We start from the raw sequence: 21,480 nt of genomic DNA, 5'->3' as shown, positions 1-21,480 counted from the left end.
TTAACGTTTATATAAATGCAAAATTGCCGATAATCTTATATCAGTGATTTTTGTTAGATAAAAATCTAAACTTTAATTGAGATGGTGGTAATGCGTTAAGCCTTAAGAAAGGTGACACGTTCGCTAACAACCCATGTATGGCGCATTGTTTAGATATTTTTGAATAATTAACAGCCATCATAGTGGTAGCCCCATTAAATGAGTTAGCACTATAAATTTGCAATACAATGGGTGTAAACTTTGTCCATTGATACAAACTTTATAACTATTTAATAACCTAGCTTACCACGGTGAGTTAGCATTTTTCCTTTAGGAGACACATCATGACGCAAAATCAAAAGGGTTTTACCCTAATCGAACTAATGATTGTAGTTGCAATCATCGGTATTCTAGCTGCAATCGCATTACCTGCTTACCAGAACTACACGACTCGTGCAAAAGTAAGTGAAGTAATTCTTGCTGCAAATTCTTGTAAAGCTTCAATTTCTGAAACTTCTCAAGTTGGTTTAAGTGCAACACCAACTGAAACAGATGCTATGGAAAAACTAGGTTGTACAACTACTACTTCTCAATATGTTTCCGCTGTATCAGTTGATGAAAATGGTCAAATTACAGTAACAGCAACAAATATCCCTCAAATTACTGGTACAACTAATAAGATCACACTAACCCCTTATACAAATACAGCAGCAACTACAGCTATGGCTGCAGCTGGTTTTAATGCTGCAAGCCTAACTCCAATCAGAGCTTGGAAGTGTGCTTCAGCATCTAGTGAAGGTATAGACTCTGAATTCTTACCTGCAAACTGTCGTTAATAATAACGAAGTTACTTAAAGGGCTGTTAATTCAGCCCTTTTTGGTTATTTATGAAAAAAGATAAAAATACCGCAGATAAACTCGATACCTTTCAATGGACAGGTTTAAGCGCCCGAGGCAAAAAGCTCGAAGGCGAAATGACAGGTACCAGTATTGCCCTTGTTAAAGCCCAGCTTCGTAAGCAAGGTATTACCCCATCAAAAGTGAAGCGCAAGCCTAAACCCTTATTTGGTATAGGTGCAGGTGGTCAAAAGATTACCGCCAAAGACATTGCGATTTTCACTCGACAAATTGCCACCATGTTGACTGCGGGCGTGCCGCTGATTCAGTCTTTAGAAATGATTTCATCTGGGGCAAAGAACAAAAGTTTAAGTAAACTCATTGGCACCATTGCCGATGAAGTTAAAGCCGGTCAGCCGTTGGCGAAATCACTGCGCGCCTACCCGCGTTATTTTGATGAGCTCTATTGCGACCTCATTCACTCAGGGGAACAGTCAGGTGCCCTGGATAAAATTTTTGACCGCGTTGCCGTTTATAAAGAAAAAGCCGAAGCGTTAAAGTCGAAAATTAAAAAAGCCATGTTCTACCCTATTGCGGTAGTGGTGGTCGCACTGATAGTTACATCTATCCTACTTATTTTTGTGGTACCGCAATTCCAAGATATCTTCAGTAGTTTCGGGGCTGAACTGCCTGCCTTTACCTTATTTGTAATCGGTATCTCAGAATTTATGCAAGAAGCCTGGTGGGTATTCTTATTGGTTATCGGGGTGAGTATATATTCGTATAAAGAGGCCTTGATCCGCTCATCTGCCGTACGCCACTTCAACGACCGCTTGGTATTACAATTACCCGTTGTCGGTATGATTTTACACAAAGCTGCTGTAGCGCGTTATGCTCGTACTCTCTCGACCACATTTGCAGCAGGTGTGCCGCTCGTTGATGCATTAGATTCAGCCGCAGGAGCTTCAGGTAATGTGATCTATAAAAATGCCATTACCGAAATCAAAGCCGAGGTAAGTTCAGGTAACCAAATGAACTGGGCGATGCGCAATTCAAAACTCTTTCCAGATATGGTGGTACAGATGGTCTCTATCGGTGAAGAGTCTGGCTCACTCGATGGCATGTTAGAAAAAGTGGCTAACATTTACGAACAAGAAGTCGACGATGCCGTTGATGGTCTATCTAGCCTGTTAGAGCCGTTAATTATGAGTGTGCTTGCTGTGCTTGTTGGTGGCCTTATTATCGCCATGTACTTACCTATCTTCCAACTGGGCTCTGTGGTGTAAGCCCAGTTTTCTACCTTTTAGAAAGTGACGTTTTAATGCAAGAAGTAATTTATTTAATGCAAAACCAGCAGTGGTTTTTTCTATTGACCGTTGGTTTGGTGAGTTTGTGTATTGGTAGCTTTTTAAATGTGGTGATTTACCGCCTGCCAATCATGATGCAACGTGAGTGGCAGCAAGAGTGCCGTATTTCACTGGCTGATGAACTGACAAACTCAAGTAAAAAAGCAAAATTAAGCAACGACACGTTCAACTTGATTAAACCTAACTCGACTTGCCCACACTGCAAAACCCCAATTAAAGCCTGGCATAATATTCCCTTGTTGGGCTGGCTGATGTTAAAAGGAAAATGCGCCAGTTGCTCAGCAAAAATATCTGTTCGTTACCCGCTAGTAGAACTAGGGACTGCCCTTGCCTCCCTTTGGATTGCATTGCAGTTTGGTGCCACTGAGCTTGGCTTGCTTTATATTTTTATTACTTGGGTACTCGTGGCGCTTATTTTTATCGATATCGACCACATGCTATTGCCTGACCAGCTCACGCTGCCTTTAGTTTGGCTGGCGTTAATGGTCAGTGTCATGGGTTATACCATTACCCCGAGCGAAGCCATTATTGGTGCCGCGGTAGGCTACCTAAGTTTATGGAGCGTGTTTTGGGCATTTAAACTACTCACTGGTAAAGAAGGCATGGGATATGGTGATTTTAAGCTGTTAGCTATTTTTGGCGCACTATTAGGTTGGCAGGCCATTTTGACCATAGTTTTACTCTCAAGCGTTGTGGGCGCCATCATTGGCAGTATTCAATTAGCTGTGCAAGGCAAAGAGCACAGTACGCCTATTCCATTTGGGCCGTATTTGGCTATCGCGGGTTGGCTAGCGATACTCTATGGCACTGATATACAAACTTGGTACATTTCTCTTCTAGGCTAATTTTTCAGCCTGCTTTTTTAGGTTAACAAGTATGAGTAACTGGATTTTAGGACTCACTGGAGGCATAGGCGCAGGTAAAACTCTCGTGTCAAACCACCTTGCTTCTCTAGGTATTGAAATTGTTGATGCCGATATCATTGCCCGAGATGTCGTAGCAATTGGCAGTGATGGTCTAAACGCCATCAAGCAGCACTTTGGTGATGCTATTTTGTTAGACGATGGTTCACTCAACAGGGCCAAGCTACGTGAAATTATTTTTGCTGATTCAGAGCAGAAAAACTGGTTGAATAACTTGATGCATCCACTTATCCGTCAAAATATTACAGAGCAGCTAACCAACGCCAAAAGCCCTTATGTGGTGTTAAGTGCCCCGCTACTTTTCGAAAACAAACTCGATGCGCTCTGCAACCATACTTTACTGGTTGATGTGCCTGTTGAGATGCAACTAGCACGAACAGCAAATAGAGACTCAGTTAGCACTGAGCAAGTAAAGAACATTATTGCTGCACAAATGCCACGGGAAGATAAGCGACAAAAGGCAGATTCAATTCTTGATAATCATCGTGAAATTAGTTCAGTCCTTTTAGATGTTGAAGAATTACACCACGCTTTTTTACAACAAGCTGAAATAAGTAAATAGCTTTATTGGTCTTTATTTTTAGACAGCTCGTAATGTGCATTCATTAAGCACTAAAGTAATACTTTGAGTAAGGTCTATTTTTTGCTTTGATATTTTTTGCTAAGCTAAACTAAGTTCAAGTCGTCATAGAGGCATTATGGAACATCACTCTCCCCTTTTACGGAAATTTATTACACTCGGTCGTGTGACCGCGGAACAATTAAAATTGAAGCAAGCCGAAGCACAATCAACGGCAGAGCTCATCTGTTTATGTAGTGGGATGACAGGTCAAGAGCTTGCTGAACAATGCCTAGACCTCTTTAGAGTACCAATGTTTGACCTTAGTGACTTTGATGTTGAACAGCTACCAAAGGAACTTATTAAAGAAAAGCTGATCCGCCAGCATCATTTACTGCCTTTAGTGAAAAAAGGTCGCAAGCTGTATATCGCTACCTCTGATCCCACTGATTACGGTGCATTTGAAAACTTTGAATTTAGCACTGGCTTACAATGTGAAATTGTGGTGGTTGACTACAAACAGTTAGAGCAAAAGATAGATCAACTATTCGATGCCAATGGCGGCCTATCCATGAGTGAGGATGACTTTAAAGAATTCTCAGGTATGGATGTTGAAGAAACTCAACAGCAGCAAGACACCAACGATGAAAAAGACAAAGATGATGCTCCTATCATTGTCTACATCAATAAGATTTTAATGGATGCCATTAAAAAAGGCGCGTCAGATTTACACTTTGAGCCTTACGAACATAAATACCGTATTCGTTTTCGTATCGATGGCATGCTACATGAAATGGCAAGCCCGCCAACCAGTTTATCAACGCGTTTGTCAGCACGTATCAAGGTTATGTCTCGTTTAGACATTGCCGAAAAGCGCAAACCGCAAGATGGCCGCATTAAATTAAAGATCTCAGATCGTAAAAGTATCGATTTTCGTGTCAGTACCCTACCTACGTTATGGGGTGAGAAAATCGTAATGCGTATTCTAGACTCATCAAGCGCCATGTTAGGCATTGATGTGTTGGGTTACGAGCCAGAACAAAAAGCACTCTACATGGATGCACTGGCGCAGCCACAAGGTATGATCTTAGTAACCGGTCCAACGGGCTCAGGTAAAACAGTATCACTTTATACGGGTTTAAATATTCTTAATAAACCAGAGCGTAACATCAGTACCGCAGAAGATCCGGTTGAAATTAACCTTGAAGGGATCAACCAGGTTCAGATCAATCCAAAAGCAGAGATGACCTTTGCCAATGCGCTTAAAGCCTTCTTACGTCAAGATCCAGATGTGGTGATGGTTGGTGAGATCCGAGACTTAGAAACCGCTGAAATCTCTATTAAGGCAGCACAAACAGGTCACTTGGTAATGAGTACACTTCACACCAACTCAGCACCTGAAACCTTAACACGTTTACTGAATATGGGTGTACCAGCTTATAACGTGGCAAGCTCTATTAGCTTGATTATCGCACAGCGTCTAGCGCGTCGTTTATGCCCTAAATGTAAAACACCTGAAACCTTGCCTGAGGAAGAACTCAATCGCCAAGGTTTTGTCAAAGCAGGGATCAACGACATAACGCTATACAAAGCCAATGGCTGCGATCACTGTACCGAAGGCTACAAAGGCCGTGTTGGTGTATATGAAGTGGTGAAGATCACGCCTGAAATCGCACAAGTTATTATGGAAGGTGGTAACTCGATTCAAATCGCTGAAATGGCTGCAAAAGCAGGGTTCGCCAATTTACGTATTTCAGGTCTGAAAAAAGCCGCGGCAGGCGTCACTTCTCTTGCCGAAATAAATCGAGTCACCAGTTTCTAAACTCTAGATACTCAAATCTAGGTGCGAGTATCAGGTAGCAAAGCGCATTAGTTTTAATTACACTGTGGCCAAACCAAGTCAATAGAGAATGATGATGGCCACAGTTGTAAAATGCCCGACTTGCCAAGCCGATGTCGTATGGGGTAAGCAAAGTCCACACCGCCCTTTTTGTTCAAAGCGTTGTCAGTTAATTGATTTAGGCGAATGGTCTGAAGAAAATAACAAGATATCCAGCAAGATATCTGCAAACGAAGAGCTCGATGAGCAAGCCAAACAAGATATGATTGAAGACATTGAAGCCATGCTGGCTAAAAACGATGACTTCTTTCAATAATCTCTTTCTATAACTCGCAAAAAAGCTTGAAAGAATGTGGAAAAGGCGATTATCTCATTTTGATAATCGCCTTTTTATGTTGAAGAGGTTTTGCAAATGCTAGTTAGTCGCGGTGACGACGCTGCTTGTTTTTACGCTTTTTGCGCATCTCGGTAAACTTTTCTCTTTGCTCTAAGGTCAGTATTTGCCAAATCTGATGACGGCTCTTTAGGTGCGCTAACACTTTTTCTGAACGCTCAGCTTTTATGTCTGAAATCAGGGCTTTTGCTTTGTCTTCATCAAAGTTTTCAGCTTCGACTAAAGCGCGAAATGCTTCACGATTTTCTTTACGCTCTAGCTTTCTATCTTTTTTATCCGCTTTTAATTCTGTAATAATCGACTTGATTTGTGCTTGCTGATCGACCGTTAGATCCAGTGCTGCCACTGCGCGCTTAGAAAGTAGAAAGTCTCCGCGGTGCTCCGAATGACCTTTAGCGTTGGCCGTCAGCGACACTAAAATACTGCCTGATAAAACGATGGCGCTTAATAAAGTTGATAATTTCATATTAATTTCTCTCTCGGGTTAACTTATACCCAAACCGCCTGAATATACGAGATTCAGCGATAGTTGATAGACTTTCAGACAAGGCATCAATTTGAAGATCTAGTGGCTCTAAATCGAAAATGGATAACGCAGTAAGAAAGTCTATCAAACTCGCCCTAGGGAGCGTGTCTTCGGCTCTATTTCATCGTCAAAGAACTTGGAAAGGACTAGTCATTCCACTGCGTCCTTTTCCTCGAACTAGAACAGAAGACATCGCTCTGAAGCATGCATCTTCAGGTAGTTTGGGTATATAAAAGCTTACTCTCTGCAATGCAAAGTAACGCAAGCGAACGTAAAGAGTGTGTAAAGTTCTGCAATACAATGTGATTATCAGTACACTAGAGATAAGAAGTTATGCTGTCAGGTCCATTATGAGCCATTTATTACTAATAGAAGACGATATTGAATTAAGTAATTTGCTTTGCGAATATTTGCAAAGTCAGAATCATACTGTCAGCCAAGCGTTTGATGGAGAAGCGGGTTTAGCAATGGCTAAAGCAGATAACTTCGACGTCATCTTACTTGATATCATGCTGCCTAAACTCGATGGCTTCGAAGTACTCAAACAGCTTCGCCAAACTCACCTGACTCCAGTGATCATGTTAACCGCCAAAGGCGATGATTTTGATCGTATATTTGGACTTGAGTTGGGTGCCGACGATTACATTTCCAAGCCTTTCAATCACAGAGAATTATTGGCTCGTATTAATGCCATTACCCGCCGTATCGAGTTTGTAAAACAAGCTGAAATCTCTGAGATCATCGAACACAACCGTGTTGCTCTGAACATGGCTGCGCGAACCGTTCACGTCAACAAAGCGCAACTGACACTCACTGGGACTGAGTTCGCCGTGTTACAACTACTTATGACACAAGTCGGTAAAGTAGTTACCAAAGAAACGATTAGCCAAGAAGTGCTGGGCCGTCGATTGGCCCCATTTGATCGCTCTATTGACATGCATGTTAGTAACTTACGCAAAAAAATCGCGCAACATAGCGATGCGAATTGTATTCAGACCATGCGAGGCAGCGGTTATGTCTTTTTGGCTCAGTAAGAATAACTTTAAACAAGCTCTTAGTAGTCGGCTATTTTATAAAGCATTCGCAGGATTTTGGCTGACCATAGTTTGTATCTTTTTATTATTGGTTTTATTCACCCGCCTGCAGGGGGAGCTATTAGATAATGACCCGCTTCATGGCAGACAGCTAGACAGCCTTAATCATTTGAAGCGTAATATTGTTAGGCTGGTTGAAGATCACAATAAAACGTTACAACAAGCTGTGGATCACCCGCGTTTATCTCGCCACAGTATGATTTTGTTGGTGCATGACAATATCGATAAAACCATTGCGACCGGAAATAACGACCGTAATTTAAACTTATCGGTATTAAACGATCTTGGCGATGAAAATGTGCCGAGCCAAATTAGAACTGAGCGTTTTGTTGCTTACGGGCCTGTTGATATTTCACTTAACCAAGAAGCATACCGTTTATATCAAATTAAGCCTCTGCGTAGACCTATGCTTTTTCATTCTATTCGTATGCTACCTGTGTGGATGAAATTACTCGCAGTATTTATTCCTTCTGTGATTTTGAGCATCTTCTTGACCATTTATTTAATTACACCATTGAACACATTAAGTCGCAGTGCAAGACGCCTTGCACAAGGCGAGCTTAATGTGCGTGCACCAACTGACTCTCAGCGTAAAGATGAAGTCGGTCAACTTATTCATGACTTTAACTTTATGGCCGATAAGCTCACTCACAGTATACAAGCACATAAACAGTTACTGGCCGATGTGTCTCATGAATTACGCACGCCGCTGACGCGCTTAAACCTAGCCAATGCTATGGCACAAGATTGTGCCAATGATGCAACGCAAAGCTATTTAGCACGCATAGAAAGAGAGTCTCAATGTTTAGATAAAATGCTCGCTGATGTACTGACCTTGTCACGCTTAGAATATGCTGATCATCAACTTAATATTGAACCAATCTCACTCTCTAGCTTGTTACAAGAGTTACTTCAAAATGCCAAATTTGAAGCGCAACAACACAATAAAACACTATTGAATAGTGCGATCCCTGATATAGAACTAAGCTGTGATGCTATCTTGTTAACCTCTGCAATTGAAAATATCACCAGAAACGCCATCAAATATGCAGACTCTTGTATTGAATTTGACATCATGCAACAAGCCGGTGAGCTAGTAATCCTAATTAAAGATGACGGGCAAGGCGTTGATGAAGCGGCATTGACTGAACTTGGTAATGCGTTTTATCGCACCGATAGTGCTCGGGCTCGACAATCTGGTGGGATTGGTTTAGGTTTAGCCATTGCTAAGCGGGCACTGTTCGCCCACCAAGGTGATATTCACTTTGCTAACCACCAGCCACATGGGTTAACGGTCACAATTACATTACCACTATGACGTTTTACAGCTATTCAGATCAACTTAACGACAATATCAACACCATAGAGCAGCATTGGCAATCGGGTACACATAGCCAATTTGCCGGTAAAAATGGCAATTTGTTTTACACCATTCATCAGCCTGAGCATATTGATTATGCGGTGGTGCTGATTTCTGGCCGCATTGAAGCAAGTCATAAATATAGAGAGTTAATCTGGGAGCTCAATCAGAACAATATTGCCGTGTACTGCTGTGACCATATTGGCCAAGGGCAGTCTGCGCGTCTCACGGCTGATCAACAGTTAGGATATATTGAGCAATTTGAAGACTTTGCTGATGATTTAAATCTGTTCATTGAAAGCATCGTAAAACCTCAAATCAGCAGCGATTATTTTTTGTTAGCGCACTCTATGGGTGGCGCTATCTGTTGTGATTATTTGGCGAGATACCCAGTAAGCGCACAAGGTGCCTTTATATGTGCGCCTATGCTGGGTATAAACACCGCACCTTTCCCAAGTAAAGTGGCACTCTGGGTAGCGCGCTCAGCATGCCGTCTAGGTTTTTCACAGCATTATGCGTTTGGTCAAGCAAGTTATGTAGAAAAGCCCTTCTCTGAAAACGAGTTAACCAATAGCGCTGAAAGATATACGCACTTTAGAGCGTTATATGCAAATCAAGCCCATCTTCAATTAGGCGGAGTAAGCTTTGCGTGGTTACAAGCGGCACTCAATTGGACTTTTTTATTGCCTGAACTTCTAGACCCTACGCCTATCCATATTGCACTTGCAGAGCAAGATAGTATTGTTGATAACCTAGCAACAAAAAAGTGGGCGCAACAACAAAAAGACATCGGTATTTCTGAATTTCCCATGGCGAAACACGAGCTGCTAAATGAAATTGATTCTATTCGTCACCCACTGATGCAGCAGTTTTATGGGTTTTGTGATTCACACCGCTCATTTAAGGCAACCGGATCTTGATGCACCATAATATCTATATGCTCGCCAAATACCGCGCGTATTTTATCGCAAACTTCAGCGGAGATCGCATGTGCTTGCTGTAAGCTTAGCTGCTTATCGAGCTCAATATGAAATTGCACAAATTTTAGTTTGCCACTTTGCCGTGTTCTTAAATCATGAACCCCTTGTACGTCTGGATGCTTTGAAATAATAGAAACCAGACGGACTTTTTCTTCGTCAGATATTTCTTTATCCATTAGATGGTTGGCACTTTCTTTGGCTATTTCCCAGCAGTTAAATAACAGATAGAACGCCACCCCAATGGCAAACACGGAATCTGCGAATAAATAACCTATTGATGCCAAGTAAATACCCACTAATACGGCAGCATTTAATAATAGGTCTCCTTTGTAGTGCAGTGAATCCGCTTTTACAGCGATAGACTCTGTATGCTTCACCACATATTGCTGAACCGCCACAACCAATAATGTGCACAGTATTGCGAAACCACTAACCCAAACGCCCAACATGGAGTGAGGTAGAGGAACGGGATTAATTAAACGCTCAATACCATGAAATGCCAAAAAGCATGCAGAACCGGAAATAAACGCGGCTTGACCCAGCCCTGCCAAGGCCTCTGCTTTTCCGTGTCCGAAGCGGTGATCGTCATCAGCGGGTCTGAGCGCGTAGCTTAAAACCAAAAAGCTCATCATTGATGCCGAAATATCTAACAAGGAGTCTGTAAGCGAGCCCAGCATAGCCGCGCTACCAGATGCTAACCAAGCCCAAGCCTTTGCCGCTATCATGATACTCACGACTGCCATGGTAAATAGGCTTGAAAAACGTACTAGCACATCGTACTGACGCGTCATAAACTCACTCCTTAATTGGTTCTCATTGGGTATAGACACCTAAATGACTTATTGCTAAGTATACTTTTCGGTATACTTAGCTCAATAACTTTAGAGGTGATTATGTTAGATATTGTTTTATACCAACCTGAGATCCCACCAAATACGGGAAATATCATTCGTTTATGTGCTAATACCGGCTACACATTACACTTAATTGAGCCGCTAGGCTTTGAGTGGGATGATAAGCGTATTCGTCGTGCAGGTCTTGATTATCATGAATTCAGTGAAGTAAAACGTCATCCTTCCTTTGAAAGTTATTTAGAAACTGAGCAACCTAAACGCGTATTTGCTTGCACCACAAAAGGCAGCACGTATCATCATGAGCCGGAATACCAAGCCGGTGATTGTTTAATGTTTGGGCCTGAGACTCGCGGTTTGCCCGAAGACATCATTTTTTCTCTGCCTGCAGAGCAAAGAGTGCGTATTCCTATGAAGCCTGACAGCCGCAGTATGAACCTATCAAATGCGGTATCAGTATTCGTTTACGAGTCATGGCGTCAACTCGGCTTTCCAAACTCAAAATAGTTAGCCGTTTTTTAACATTTTACTCGCACAGCGATGAATAATTCACTAATATTAAATATTAAAAGGACTGAGGAGGATATTAAATATTATGAAGTTATGGCATTCATTGCTGTTGTGTCTCGTAATATTGTGCAACTCAGTTTTTGCATCGCAGCGCACTACCCAAGCCATAGCAAGTCAGGCCAATAATCAGCATTGGTTTTTATATGCTGATGATATTATTAAATTCGACGGCCATAACAAGTTTAATGCTCAGCAGCTCACTCATGACCTCACAGCACCGTTTTTAAGTATTTTAAGTCAAGCGCCTTTTCTTTGGGTAGGTCATCAAAATGGCCTAACTAAGATCAATACTGTGACGGGTGAAACACGCACCTGGTTACAAACCCCTGTCACAAAAATCAACCAAACCAATAATGGCATCATTTTTCAAAGCAATGAACGCCTTTATCAACTGGTGAATACGACTTTATCGGTTTTACCTATCGATTTAAAACAGCAACTCTGGCAAGCCTCACCACAAGGCGTGGTATATGTCTCTGAAGACAAGGCCCTTATGCGTTGGGACATGATGAGTGGCAAGCAACAATTCGCAACCTTGCCATTTGACACCGACACCTTATTACTGCATCAAGATAAAGTCATCTTAAAATCTTTAGCTGGCGAGGTGTTTTTGTTTGATAAAACTTTACAAACTGACCCTCTTTTTTCAGCTGATAACCTCGTCGTTTTTGATTCTAATCTAGTGAGTTTCAAAGGTAGCTTTATTAACAGCTACAATCTAAACACACAGACCCAGTACCAATACCAAGTTAATAACTTGCCGATTGATGATTTGAAAGTGTCTGACCAGTCAATTTGGCTTTCTCAACTGGGTCAATGGCACAAGTTTCAACCTGCTCAATTAAACTTACAAACTGACATTGAAAATTCTGAAGAGTTGAAGCTTTACCAAATAGGTATGCGGGCTTTTCAGCAGTTTGCGAAAAGTCAACCTGTAAATGCAGTACGTTATATTGATGGTGGTCGCTGGGCTGTCGCAACTGAACAACAAATTTTTATTTTTAGCGGCGAGAAAGGGAGTTTCACTCCTTTTATTGATAAGCAAAATACACAAGCGCTCTATTTTACCCATGATGGCAATTTGTGGGTCAGAGACAACAGTAGCTTAAGCCAGTTTGATATGGGTAGCAAAACACTGCTACACCGCTATGATATTGAAAGTATCCATAGCATCACACAGTTATCAGATAATCAGTTTATCGCTTCGACGGCCAACGAATTATGGTTGCTTGAACAAGGCTCTGCACAAAAGTTGTCATTACCTTTTAAAAGCCTGACATTCCATGATGTGCTCTACACTAAGCAAAATAATACTCTCCTGCTTAGTACCGAATCGGGCTTGTTTGCGCTGACTTTGGTCAATAAACAAATAACAGGCTTCATCCAGCGTAATAAATTTACCGGTAAATATTTAGCCCACGCAGAAGAAGGTATTTGGCAATTTGATAAACAAGGGATCGCGCATTATAAAAATCGCGTAACCAAACGCTTGATTGCGCCATTTCAAGCACAACGCCAAGTGCTGAGTTTTAGACAAAAGCTGATGCTATTGAATGACAGTTTCTCACTTATTGCTGAGCAAGCGCATATTCAATCTCCAACACTTGCGCTGTCGCATGTGCGCTACCATTACCGAGATAAAATCACTGAGTCATTTTCACCAAAGTTGCCGCTTACCATAGAAGCGGATGTAAAGCGCTTTAGTTTATGGTTTAACACCTGCGAAACCTGCCAGCTAAGCTATCGTTTATCTGAAGATGCACCATGGCGATTACTTGAAAACAATAAGCTCACCCTGACTCCCACTGAAATGTCAGCATTAGAAGTGGTCGCGTCAAGTCAAAGTATGTCGAAAACGTTGACGGTGACTGCCTCAAAACCAAAGCAAGTTTGGTGGCACTGGGTGTTAGCCTTAGTCATGAGTGGAGGCTGTGTTTACTGGTTACTAAACAAGCAGCTGCGTACTTCAAAATCAAAATTGACAGAGCATTTCAGTGACATGCTCATGACCCATTCAAAAGATGCAATTTGGCTTGCCGATGAACACTTTAATGTACTCAAAGTGAACCAAGCATATAGTGATATTACAGGCTACTCTGCTGATGCATTAGTGGGTCATAAACCAAAAATTTATACCGAGCAAGGCAGAGACCGTAGACTTGAGCAACATATCGTTGCAGAAAGCCAGTTAAACGATTATTGGACTGGCGAAATCTGGACGCTTGGCGCCAGTCATCAAAAACTCGCGCTCGATGTAACAGTGACTAAGTTGACCCATGAAGATCATCCTTCAGAGGTATTTTATCTCGGTGTACTGACAAACATTTCAGAGCGTAAAGCCAATGAAAAAGCGTTACTGAACTTATCAACGCGAGATTCAATAACCGGACTTGCAAATCGTACGCTTTTTATTGAATCACTGAATCAAGCTATAGCGAGCTGTAATAAAGCGTTTCCATCCTTATTACTGGTGTTGATTGATATCGATCACTTCAGAAAAATTAACGACCTCATGGGCCATGAAAGTGGTGATGCACTGCTAAAAGAAGTCGCTAATCGTTTATCTCAACACCTTGATAAAGGCTTTACACTGGCACGTGTCAGTAGTGATGAATTTGCTGTACTTATACCGCCTTACCTGTTCTCTGGTATGACGATTTTCTTTGCTAAAAAACTCGCTGATGACATTTTAAAATGTATAAATCATCCTTTTACGCATCAAGGCGTAGAGACCTCAGTCAGCGCTTCTTGTGGTTTAGCTATCTATCCTGACGATGCAATTGATAGTGAGCATCTGATCCGCTGTGCAGACTCTGCATTAGATCATGCAAAACACAAAGGTAATAACAGTTACCAGTTTTTTGATAAACAGCGTCATCAATTAGATCCCACTATTTTATCCCGAGAATCTGCCCTGTTGAGGGCTATAGACGATCAGCAATTTAAACTTTTTTATCAGCCTAAATATCAAGCAGAAAGTAGAAAACTCGTAGGTTTTGAAGGGTTAGTTAGGTGGCAGCAAGACGATGGCAGCATAGAACCCCCTGCTAATTTTATTCCTTTTGCTGAGGAATGCAGCGCGATTATTCCTATGACGAATTACTTATTGGATGTTGCTTGTAAGCAAATTAGTCATTGGCGCATGATGGGGCTGTCAGGTAACCATGTGGCAATTAATATTTCAGCTAAGCATTTTGAAAGTGACTTTTTAGTGGACACTGTCCGTGAATGCCTGCTAAGGCATCATATTCCAGCCCATTGTCTAGAGCTAGAGATCACTGAAAGCGCGATGATGGCCGACCCTGAGCAAGCCCTTAAAATTATGCATCGCCTTAAAGCGCTGGGCGTGACGATTGCACTTGATGACTTTGGGACTGGCCATTCATCACTTGGCTACTTAAAACGCTTTCCGATTGATATCCTCAAAATTGATCGCTCGTTTATCATGGATATTGAGCAATCAGATCAAGATAGAAATATCACCGCCACCATCATTCGCTTGGCCAAATACCTCAACATTACTGTAGTTGCTGAAGGGGTCGAAAATGAAAGACAAGCTTATCTATTAAACGTCATGGGTTGTGGCATTTTGCAGGGGTATTATTTCTCTAAGCCGCTTCCAGCTGATAAAGCAACTCAGTTGTTAGAAAATGCGCTCGAAGAAACCGCAACGCTAAGCTAGCGTGCATACCTCGTAAAAACTAATAACGCATAAAAAACGGCGCAAATAAGCGCCGTTTTTTGTTATTACTTCTTTGAGTGTTACTCAGACTTTTGCTCTCTACCTAACAGCGCCATGGCTGCCTCTTTTACATCTTTATTTTCATAAAGTACTTGGTAGATTTGCTCGCAGATTGGCATTTCAATACCGCTGCGTTGAGCCAATAAATACACTTCTTTGGTATTTCGATAACCTTCAACAACCTGCCCTATACTATCCATAGCTTTATCAACACCTAACCCCTTCCCAAGGGCAAGACCAAAGCGACGGTTACGAGATTGGTTATCTGTACAGGTAAGGATCAAATCCCCCAAACCCGCCATACCCATAAAGGTTTCAGATTTGGCACCCAGTGCGCAACCTAAACGACAAAGCTCGGCAAGTCCACGGGTGATTAATGCAGTACGTGTGTTTGCGCCAAAACCAAAGCCGTCAGACATACCGGCACCAATGGCGATGACATTTTTTACTGCGCCACCTAGTTGAATACCAATAAAGTCATCATTGCTGTAGACACGAAATGAACGACCACAGTGAAGTAGTTTAGCTAAATCACTGGCAAACTCAGCTTCAGTTGCAGACACCGAAATAGCCGTCGGCAAGCCTGCCGCCATTTCTTTGGCAAATGTTGGGCCTGATAGCACTGCTAAAGGCACTGTTTCACCAAGCTTTTCAACTGCGACTTCTTGCAGTAACCGCCCTGTATTCGGCTCTAACCCTTTAGTCGCCCACACCACTTTAGCACCCGCATTGAGCATAGGTTGAATTTGCTCTAATGTTTTTGCAAAAGCATGGCTCGGCACAACCACTAAGATGATCTGACTAGCCTTAACTGCTTTTGCTAAATCACTCTCAAGCTTTAAAGTTTCAGGGAATGTAATATCGGGAAGATAACGTTGATTTTTACGCTCAGTTGCTAACGTCTCAACATCATCGGCGTTTCGACCCCATAAGGTTACTGCATGTCCATTTCGGGCAAAACTAATAGCAAGGGCGGTGCCATACGACCCCGCCCCTAGTACAGATACAACTGATTGTTCTGTTTTCATATAATTATGCGTCAGCTGGTTGCTCTGCTTGTGCTGCACGTTGCTGCATGTACTGAGCAAATAACGCGTCAAAGTTTACTGGCGCTAGGTTAAGTTGTGGGAAAGTACCCTTGTTCACTAAACCTGCGACTGCTTCACGTGCATATGGGAAAAGAATGTTCGGGCAGAATGCACCTAGCATGTGTGCCATTTGTAGCTCTTCAAGTTCAGCGATTTGGAAAATACCCGCTTGCTGAATTTCACATAGGAATGCTGTTTCTTCACCGATAGAAGCGGTTACAGTCAGTGCTAGTACAACTTCAAAGATACCTTCATCTAACTTGTTAGAACGTGTATCCATGTCTAATTTTACTTCAGGCGTCCACTCTTTTTGGAAAATAGCAGGAGAGTTAGGCGTTTCAAAAGACACATCTTTTGTGTAAATACGCTGAATTGTGAATTGTGGGCCTTCCTGCGGAGCTGCAGCTTGATTTGCTTGTTCTGTCATGAGTGTTCCTAAAACTTGTATTTCTTAATGTAATTATTATGCGTTCAATAGGGTATCTAGTTTACCCTGCGCTTCGATTGCCATCATATCATCGCAACCGCCAATATGCGTGTTATTGATAAAGATCTGTGGCACTGTCGTACCACCATTTGCTTTTTCAATCATTTCGTCGCGTAATTCAGGCTGAGCAGCAATATCATACTCAGTGTATGTTACACCTTTACTGTCTAGCAGTGCCTTTGCTCTGTGGCAAAACGGGCAGTAATCTTTAGTATAAATAACAACGTTGCTCATAAAATCCTCTTGATTATTTACCGGTTGCTACAGGCAGGTTAGCATTTTGCCATGCGCCCATACCACCGCTTAGTACATAAACATGCTCGAAACCCGCTTTTAATACGTTGTTTGCGATGCCATTTGCTGTCATGCCTGTTGTACATACCAATATAATGGGCTTAGATTTAAACTTTTCAAGGCCTGCAAAGTCACTTTGTTTGGCTTTTTCAGCGCTCAGTTGAACAGCACCCGCAATACGGCCTGCGTTAAACTCTTTTGCCGGACGAATATCAACAACCTGACCATCTTCTTTATTAACCAACAGTGTCAGTTGCTGTGGGTTAATTTGTCGAATTGCAGAAAATTTGCTTTTAAACCAGCTCATTACAATCATCGCAACAAGGGCTAACCAAATAATGCTTAGCACAGCATTATTGCCGATAAATTCAATATATTGTTCCATGAAAATTCCAACTACTTTAGATCAATGATTTAGATCTTGTCTTAATGTTCAATGACTCGGCAGTATACCGTTTGCAATTGTTTGGGTATACCCTTTTATAAAAGCGTTATTTGCTTCACGTTAATATGAAGATTATTCCGTTTCAAAGGGCTGAATATTCATACAAAACAGGGTATGCTACGCGCAGAGTTCGTGCCTTAGTTTAGGAGCCCAAATGACTGCACAGAAAAAACCACTTGTTCTAATGATTTTAGATGGTTGGGGATACAGAGAAGAAAGCGAAAGCAACGCAATTTTAGCTGCAAACACGCCCGTTTTAGATAACTTATGGGCCACCCGCCCTCGTACACTCATTTCAGGTTCAGGTTTAGATGTGGGTCTACCAGATGGACAGATGGGTAACTCTGAAGTCGGTCACGTAAATTTAGGTGCTGGCCGTATTGTTTATCAAGACTTTACCCGCATTACTAAAGCAATCGATGATGGCGAATTTGAACACAACCCTGTGTTAGTAGAAAACATCGATAAAGCCGTTAACGCTGGTAAAGCTGTACACTTAATGGGCCTATTGAGCCCTGGTGGTGTGCATAGTCATGAAGATCACATTATTGCTGCTATTAAACTTGCAGCAAAGCGTGGCGCAAACGCTGTTTACTTCCATGCCTTCTTAGATGGTCGTGATACACCACCTCGTAGTGCACAAGCTTCAATCGAAAAAATCGAAGCACTATTTGCAGAATTAAACTGCGGCCGTCTTGCTTCAATTGTGGGCCGTTATTATGCAATGGACCGCGATAACCGCTGGGAACGAGTAGAGTCAGCTTACAACCTAATGGTGTGTGCTGAAGGTCAACATACTTACAACACTGGCGTTGAAGCGCTGTTAGCCGCTTACGAGCGTGATGAAAACGACGAGTTTGTTGCAGCATCACTGGTTCAACCTGATGCAGCGCCTGCTTCAACCATTAATGATGGTGACACGGTTATTTTCATGAACTTCCGTGCTGACCGTGCCCGTCAAATGACACGTGCGTTTGTCGATGCTGATTTTGCAGGTTTCGAAAAGAAACAAGCACCAGAGTTAAGCGCCTTTGTGATGATGACTGAATATGCTGCAGACATTAACGCACCTATTGCCTTCGCACCTGAAAAACTCCATAACGTGCTTGGTGAATGGTTAGCGAAACACGATAAGACACAACTACGTATTTCTGAAACAGAAAAATACGCACATGTAACCTTCTTCTTCAGTGGTGGTCGTGAAGAGTTATTTGATGGTGAAAAGCGTGAGCTGATCCCTTCTCCACAGGTTGCCACTTATGACCTTCAACCAGAGATGAATTCAACGATGTTGACTGACAAGCTGGTTGAAGCAATTGAAAGCGGTGAACACGATGTGATCATCTGTAACTATCCGAACGGTGACATGGTTGGCCACTCAGGTGTGTTTGAAGCGGCAGTAAAAGCCTGTGAAGCTGTTGATGCATGTATTGGTCGTGTTGTTGAAGCGTTAGATAAAGTCGGTGGTGAAGCATTGATCACTGCTGATCACGGTAACGCAGAACAAATGACCAATGCAAAAACGGGTCAAGCTCATACAGCCCACACTAGCGAGCCGGTACCATTCATTTATGTAGGTCGTGATGCACAACCTCACACAGGCAAAACATTAAGTGATGTGGCGCCAACTATGCTACACCTACTTGGTATGGAACAACCTGCAGAAATGACAGGCTCACCTATTATGACCATTAAGTAATGCGCACAAGCTTACGCATTATTTTCGGCATAACGACTATGTTGGTATTGGCTTTTGCCAATGCCAACGAGTCTCGTACTAAGCAAGATTTAGACGCAGTACAAAAAGAACTAGAGAAAAGCCAAAAAAGCTATCAACAGCAAAGCGAAAGATTCAATAAACTCAAACGCAAATTACGTGACTTCGAGTTACAAATTGCACAGCACGCTAAAGCATTGTCATTGACCGAGCAAGGGATCAATGAAAATCGCCAGCAACAATACAACCTCGAAAGTGAAAACAAGCGCTTAGAACAACAAAAAAGTAAGCTACAAACACTACTCGCAGGACAATTAAAAAGCGCTTATATGACTGGCAGTCATGACTATTCAAAAATGCTACTCAATCAAGAGCATAGCGCAACGCTTGAGCGTACTTTGAGTTATTACGATTACTTCAATAAAGCCCGTATCACACAAATTGAAGCGTTAAAAAAAATCATAGTGCAATTGGCTGAAAATCAACAATCGCTTGAACAGAAACAGCAGCAACTCAACGATTTATTTACGCAACAAACAGAGCGTTTATACGCACTTAAAGCCACCAAAGAACAGCGCCAAAACAGCCTTTCACAACTTAATAGCGCTCTAAAACAAACTCAAAGTGCGATTGCCTATTTAAAAGAGAATGAACAAACCTTAATCACCATGCTCTCGCAATTAAATGAACAGCAAAGCGAGTCATTGGTACCTGTAGAATTAATTGGCTTGCGCAGTAAAAAAGGTAAATTGCCTTGGCCGAGTAAAGGCCACTTAAAACACCGCTTTGGCCAACGTAAACATGCAGGTATGAATTGGAAAGGTGTCGTCATTGCTGCAAAAACAGGTGATAACGTTAAAGCCGTGCAGCAAGGCCAAGTTGTTTTTGCCGACTGGCTCAATGGTTTTGGTTGGGTCATTGTGATTGATCATGGTCTTGGTTATATGAGTTTATATGGTCACGCGCAAACGCTTTTAAAAGATGTCGGTGATCAAGTTCGTAGCGGTGAAAGTATTGCATTAGTAGGTCAGAGCGGCGGACAAGCTGATCCTGGTCTATACTTTGAGTTACGGCATAAAGGAAGCGCTGTCGATCCAGTAAAATGGTGCAAATAAGTTAAAGAATAACCTTGCTGCACCTGACTAGGAGCAGCACATGAATTCATTCTTAATCAATTCAAAACCGTTAGATCGCCTTAAATCTAAATTTATTTTTTTATGCGTGTTTACGATGCTGAGTTTATATATCAGCCTTGCAGCTATTGCATCTACAACACAATTTACTCAGCAACAAACCAATGAGATTCTTTACCATATTCACACCTATTATGTGGATGATGTGCCACTAAGTCATTATCACAAAAGCAACTTAACCGATGTCTTTGAGCAACTTGACCCTTATTCAAAGTATTTAAGCTCTAGTGAACTTGAAAGCTTATTCAGTGCCGCCAATGGGCGTTACACAGGTATAGGTATTGAAGTAGAAGAAGTCGACGATCGCATTGTGATCTTAGGGACATTACCCGGCTCACCCGCTGAACAAGCTGGCATTGAAGGCGGCGATAAACTGGTAGCGATAAATTCTGAAGATGTTACAAAAAGAGACATCGCCCACGTGTCGAAGTTACTCAAAGAAGCGGCGCTAAAAACTATTTACATCACTGTCGAGCGAGCTAAAAGTGAACTCACTTTGGCTTTAAGACGCGAAGAAATTAATGTAGAGAGTGTATTTAGTCAGCTCTTAACCAATCAAAATGCCTATATTTCTCTGCAGAGCTTTAATAACCACAGTTATCATGACGTTGCGCGTCACATCAATAAACTGACTTCAAATAATGGTGGACCACTTTCAGGACTGATCATCGATCTACGTGATAATCCCGGAGGCACTTTAAGCAGCGCGGTGGCGATTTCAGACTTATTTTTGCAAGCTGGCACCATAGTCACCACCAAAGGACGCTTTTATGATGCTAACCAACAATTTGTCGCACAGCACGGTGATATTTTAAATGGTGCGCCGATTGTGGTGTTAATCAACGAGCAATCGGCTTCTGCGGCAGAGATCTTAGCCGGTGCCTTACAAGATAACCAACGCGCAATAGTCGTTGGTAGTAAGTCGTATGGTAAAGGTTCAGTGCAGTCACTGATCCCCATCGGCGATGGCACTACCGCACTAAAGCTCACAACCGCAAAATACTTTACGCCTTCTGGTCGTTCTATCGATGGTGTCGGAATTAAACCAAATATTTTACTGGCTGAACAAGGGCTTTCACATTTAAATAAACGCGCTATAATGGCTGGTGAACTTTCGAACAACATGGCTAATTTAGCCTTGCTAGACAAGCATTTAGTTGACGCGAAAAGTTATTACAAAGATAAAAATTAAATAAGAGAGTACTCACTCTCAAGCTACAGGCTTATAAATAGA

General features: G+C 42.0%; 21 protein-coding genes. 15 read left to right on the top strand and 6 right to left on the bottom strand.

Features of this window, described 5'->3' with window-relative positions; all coding sequences use genetic code 11:
* Positions 1–323 precede the first annotated feature (323 nt).
* From ACGHEH_RS15310 to yacG, 6 genes are all read left to right on the top strand, one after another.
* Positions 324–815 carry a pilin gene (locus tag ACGHEH_RS15310; protein WP_390446898.1) on the top strand — a complete coding sequence of 164 codons (492 nt, stop codon included), beginning with the start codon at positions 324–326 and terminating at the stop codon, positions 813–815.
* A 51-nt stretch (positions 816–866) separates the two neighbouring features.
* A complete protein-coding gene (locus tag ACGHEH_RS15305) occupies positions 867–2,102 on the top strand; it encodes a type II secretion system F family protein (protein WP_390446895.1) in 1,236 nt (411 codons plus the stop codon).
* A gap of 35 nt (positions 2,103–2,137) precedes the next feature.
* A complete protein-coding gene (locus tag ACGHEH_RS15300; protein ID WP_390446892.1) occupies positions 2,138–3,028 on the top strand; it encodes a prepilin peptidase in 891 nt (296 codons plus the stop codon).
* 31 nt (positions 3,029–3,059) lie between these two features.
* Positions 3,060–3,668, top strand: a complete 609-nt coding sequence (gene coaE / locus ACGHEH_RS15295; RefSeq protein ID WP_390446889.1) for a dephospho-CoA kinase — start codon at positions 3,060–3,062, stop codon at positions 3,666–3,668.
* Positions 3,669–3,804: 136 nt separating this feature from the next.
* Positions 3,805–5,487: a type IV-A pilus assembly ATPase PilB gene (gene pilB / locus ACGHEH_RS15290; protein WP_390446886.1), complete on the top strand. Its 1,683-nt coding sequence runs from the start codon at positions 3,805–3,807 to the stop codon at positions 5,485–5,487.
* 94 nt (positions 5,488–5,581) lie between these two features.
* The gene (yacG, locus tag ACGHEH_RS15285; RefSeq protein ID WP_390446974.1) at positions 5,582–5,821 is read left to right on the top strand and encodes a DNA gyrase inhibitor YacG; all 240 of its coding nucleotides are present in this window, start codon (positions 5,582–5,584) and stop codon (positions 5,819–5,821) included.
* 103 nt (positions 5,822–5,924) lie between these two features.
* On the opposite strand, the gene ACGHEH_RS15280 is transcribed toward yacG, so the two are convergent.
* A complete protein-coding gene (locus tag ACGHEH_RS15280; protein WP_390446883.1) occupies positions 5,925–6,365 on the bottom strand; it encodes a Spy/CpxP family protein refolding chaperone in 441 nt (146 codons plus the stop codon).
* Between the two features lie 119 nt (positions 6,366–6,484).
* On the opposite strand from ACGHEH_RS15280, the gene ACGHEH_RS15275 reads away from it, so the two are divergent.
* From ACGHEH_RS15275 to ACGHEH_RS15260, 4 genes are all read left to right on the top strand, one after another.
* A complete protein-coding gene (locus ACGHEH_RS15275) occupies positions 6,485–6,658 on the top strand; it encodes a hypothetical protein (protein ID WP_349284518.1) in 174 nt (57 codons plus the stop codon).
* A 117-nt stretch (positions 6,659–6,775) separates the two neighbouring features.
* Positions 6,776–7,459 (top strand): response regulator, encoded by a 684-nt coding sequence (locus ACGHEH_RS15270; protein WP_390446879.1) that lies wholly within the window; start codon positions 6,776–6,778, stop codon positions 7,457–7,459.
* Positions 7,440–8,837 carry an ATP-binding protein gene (locus ACGHEH_RS15265; protein WP_390446876.1) on the top strand — a complete coding sequence of 466 codons (1,398 nt, stop codon included), beginning with the start codon at positions 7,440–7,442 and terminating at the stop codon, positions 8,835–8,837. Before ACGHEH_RS15270 ends, ACGHEH_RS15265 begins: the two co-directional genes overlap by 20 nt.
* The gene (locus tag ACGHEH_RS15260; protein ID WP_390446873.1) at positions 8,834–9,799 is read left to right on the top strand and encodes an alpha/beta fold hydrolase; all 966 of its coding nucleotides are present in this window, start codon (positions 8,834–8,836) and stop codon (positions 9,797–9,799) included. The genes ACGHEH_RS15265 and ACGHEH_RS15260 overlap by 4 nt, the downstream gene beginning before the upstream one ends.
* Here the strand turns inward: ACGHEH_RS15260 and ACGHEH_RS15255 are convergent.
* Positions 9,751–10,650 carry a cation diffusion facilitator family transporter gene (locus ACGHEH_RS15255; protein ID WP_390446870.1) on the bottom strand — a complete coding sequence of 300 codons (900 nt, stop codon included), beginning with the start codon at positions 10,648–10,650 and terminating at the stop codon, positions 9,751–9,753. The two genes, ACGHEH_RS15260 and ACGHEH_RS15255, sit on opposite strands and share 49 nt — an antisense overlap.
* A 102-nt stretch (positions 10,651–10,752) precedes the next feature.
* Between ACGHEH_RS15255 and trmL the strand changes: the two genes are divergently transcribed.
* Positions 10,753–11,217 carry a tRNA (uridine(34)/cytosine(34)/5-carboxymethylaminomethyluridine(34)-2'-O)-methyltransferase TrmL gene (gene trmL, locus ACGHEH_RS15250; RefSeq protein WP_138479849.1) on the top strand — a complete coding sequence of 155 codons (465 nt, stop codon included), beginning with the start codon at positions 10,753–10,755 and terminating at the stop codon, positions 11,215–11,217.
* Positions 11,218–11,305: 88 nt separating this feature from the next.
* Complete coding sequence (locus ACGHEH_RS15245; protein WP_390446866.1) at positions 11,306–14,962, top strand: EAL domain-containing protein; 3,657 nt, start codon at positions 11,306–11,308, stop codon at positions 14,960–14,962.
* 80 nt (positions 14,963–15,042) lie between these two features.
* On the opposite strand, the gene gpsA is transcribed toward ACGHEH_RS15245, so the two are convergent.
* The 4 genes from gpsA to ACGHEH_RS15225 are packed head-to-tail and all read right to left on the bottom strand — an operon-like array spanning position 15,043 to position 17,276.
* A complete protein-coding gene (gpsA, locus tag ACGHEH_RS15240; RefSeq protein WP_390446863.1) occupies positions 15,043–16,050 on the bottom strand; it encodes an NAD(P)H-dependent glycerol-3-phosphate dehydrogenase in 1,008 nt (335 codons plus the stop codon).
* A 4-nt stretch (positions 16,051–16,054) separates the two neighbouring features.
* A complete protein-coding gene (gene secB / locus ACGHEH_RS15235; protein WP_138479843.1) occupies positions 16,055–16,537 on the bottom strand; it encodes a protein-export chaperone SecB in 483 nt (160 codons plus the stop codon).
* Positions 16,538–16,573: 36 nt separating this feature from the next.
* Positions 16,574–16,831, bottom strand: a complete 258-nt coding sequence (gene grxC, locus ACGHEH_RS15230; RefSeq protein WP_058028845.1) for a glutaredoxin 3 — start codon at positions 16,829–16,831, stop codon at positions 16,574–16,576.
* A gap of 13 nt (positions 16,832–16,844) precedes the next feature.
* The gene (locus ACGHEH_RS15225) at positions 16,845–17,276 is read right to left on the bottom strand and encodes a rhodanese-like domain-containing protein (RefSeq protein ID WP_390446859.1); all 432 of its coding nucleotides are present in this window, start codon (positions 17,274–17,276) and stop codon (positions 16,845–16,847) included.
* 214 nt (positions 17,277–17,490) lie between these two features.
* On the opposite strand from ACGHEH_RS15225, the gene gpmM reads away from it, so the two are divergent.
* The 3 genes from gpmM to ACGHEH_RS15210 are packed head-to-tail and all read left to right on the top strand — an operon-like array spanning position 17,491 to position 21,438.
* A complete protein-coding gene (gene gpmM / locus ACGHEH_RS15220) occupies positions 17,491–19,035 on the top strand; it encodes a 2,3-bisphosphoglycerate-independent phosphoglycerate mutase (protein WP_390446856.1) in 1,545 nt (514 codons plus the stop codon).
* A complete protein-coding gene (locus tag ACGHEH_RS15215) occupies positions 19,035–20,168 on the top strand; it encodes a murein hydrolase activator EnvC family protein (protein WP_390446853.1) in 1,134 nt (377 codons plus the stop codon). Before gpmM ends, ACGHEH_RS15215 begins: the two co-directional genes overlap by 1 nt.
* Positions 20,169–20,208: 40 nt before the next feature.
* A complete protein-coding gene (locus ACGHEH_RS15210) occupies positions 20,209–21,438 on the top strand; it encodes a S41 family peptidase (RefSeq protein ID WP_390446850.1) in 1,230 nt (409 codons plus the stop codon).
* Positions 21,439–21,480 lie beyond the last annotated feature (42 nt).

Origin of the sequence: Pseudoalteromonas sp. MTN2-4, from assembly GCF_042848605.1 — a bacterium.
Classification (GTDB): domain Bacteria; phylum Pseudomonadota; class Gammaproteobacteria; order Enterobacterales; family Alteromonadaceae; genus Pseudoalteromonas.
Note: the sequence above shows the minus strand (reverse complement) of the source record. Positions and strands in the feature narration are given on the sequence as shown.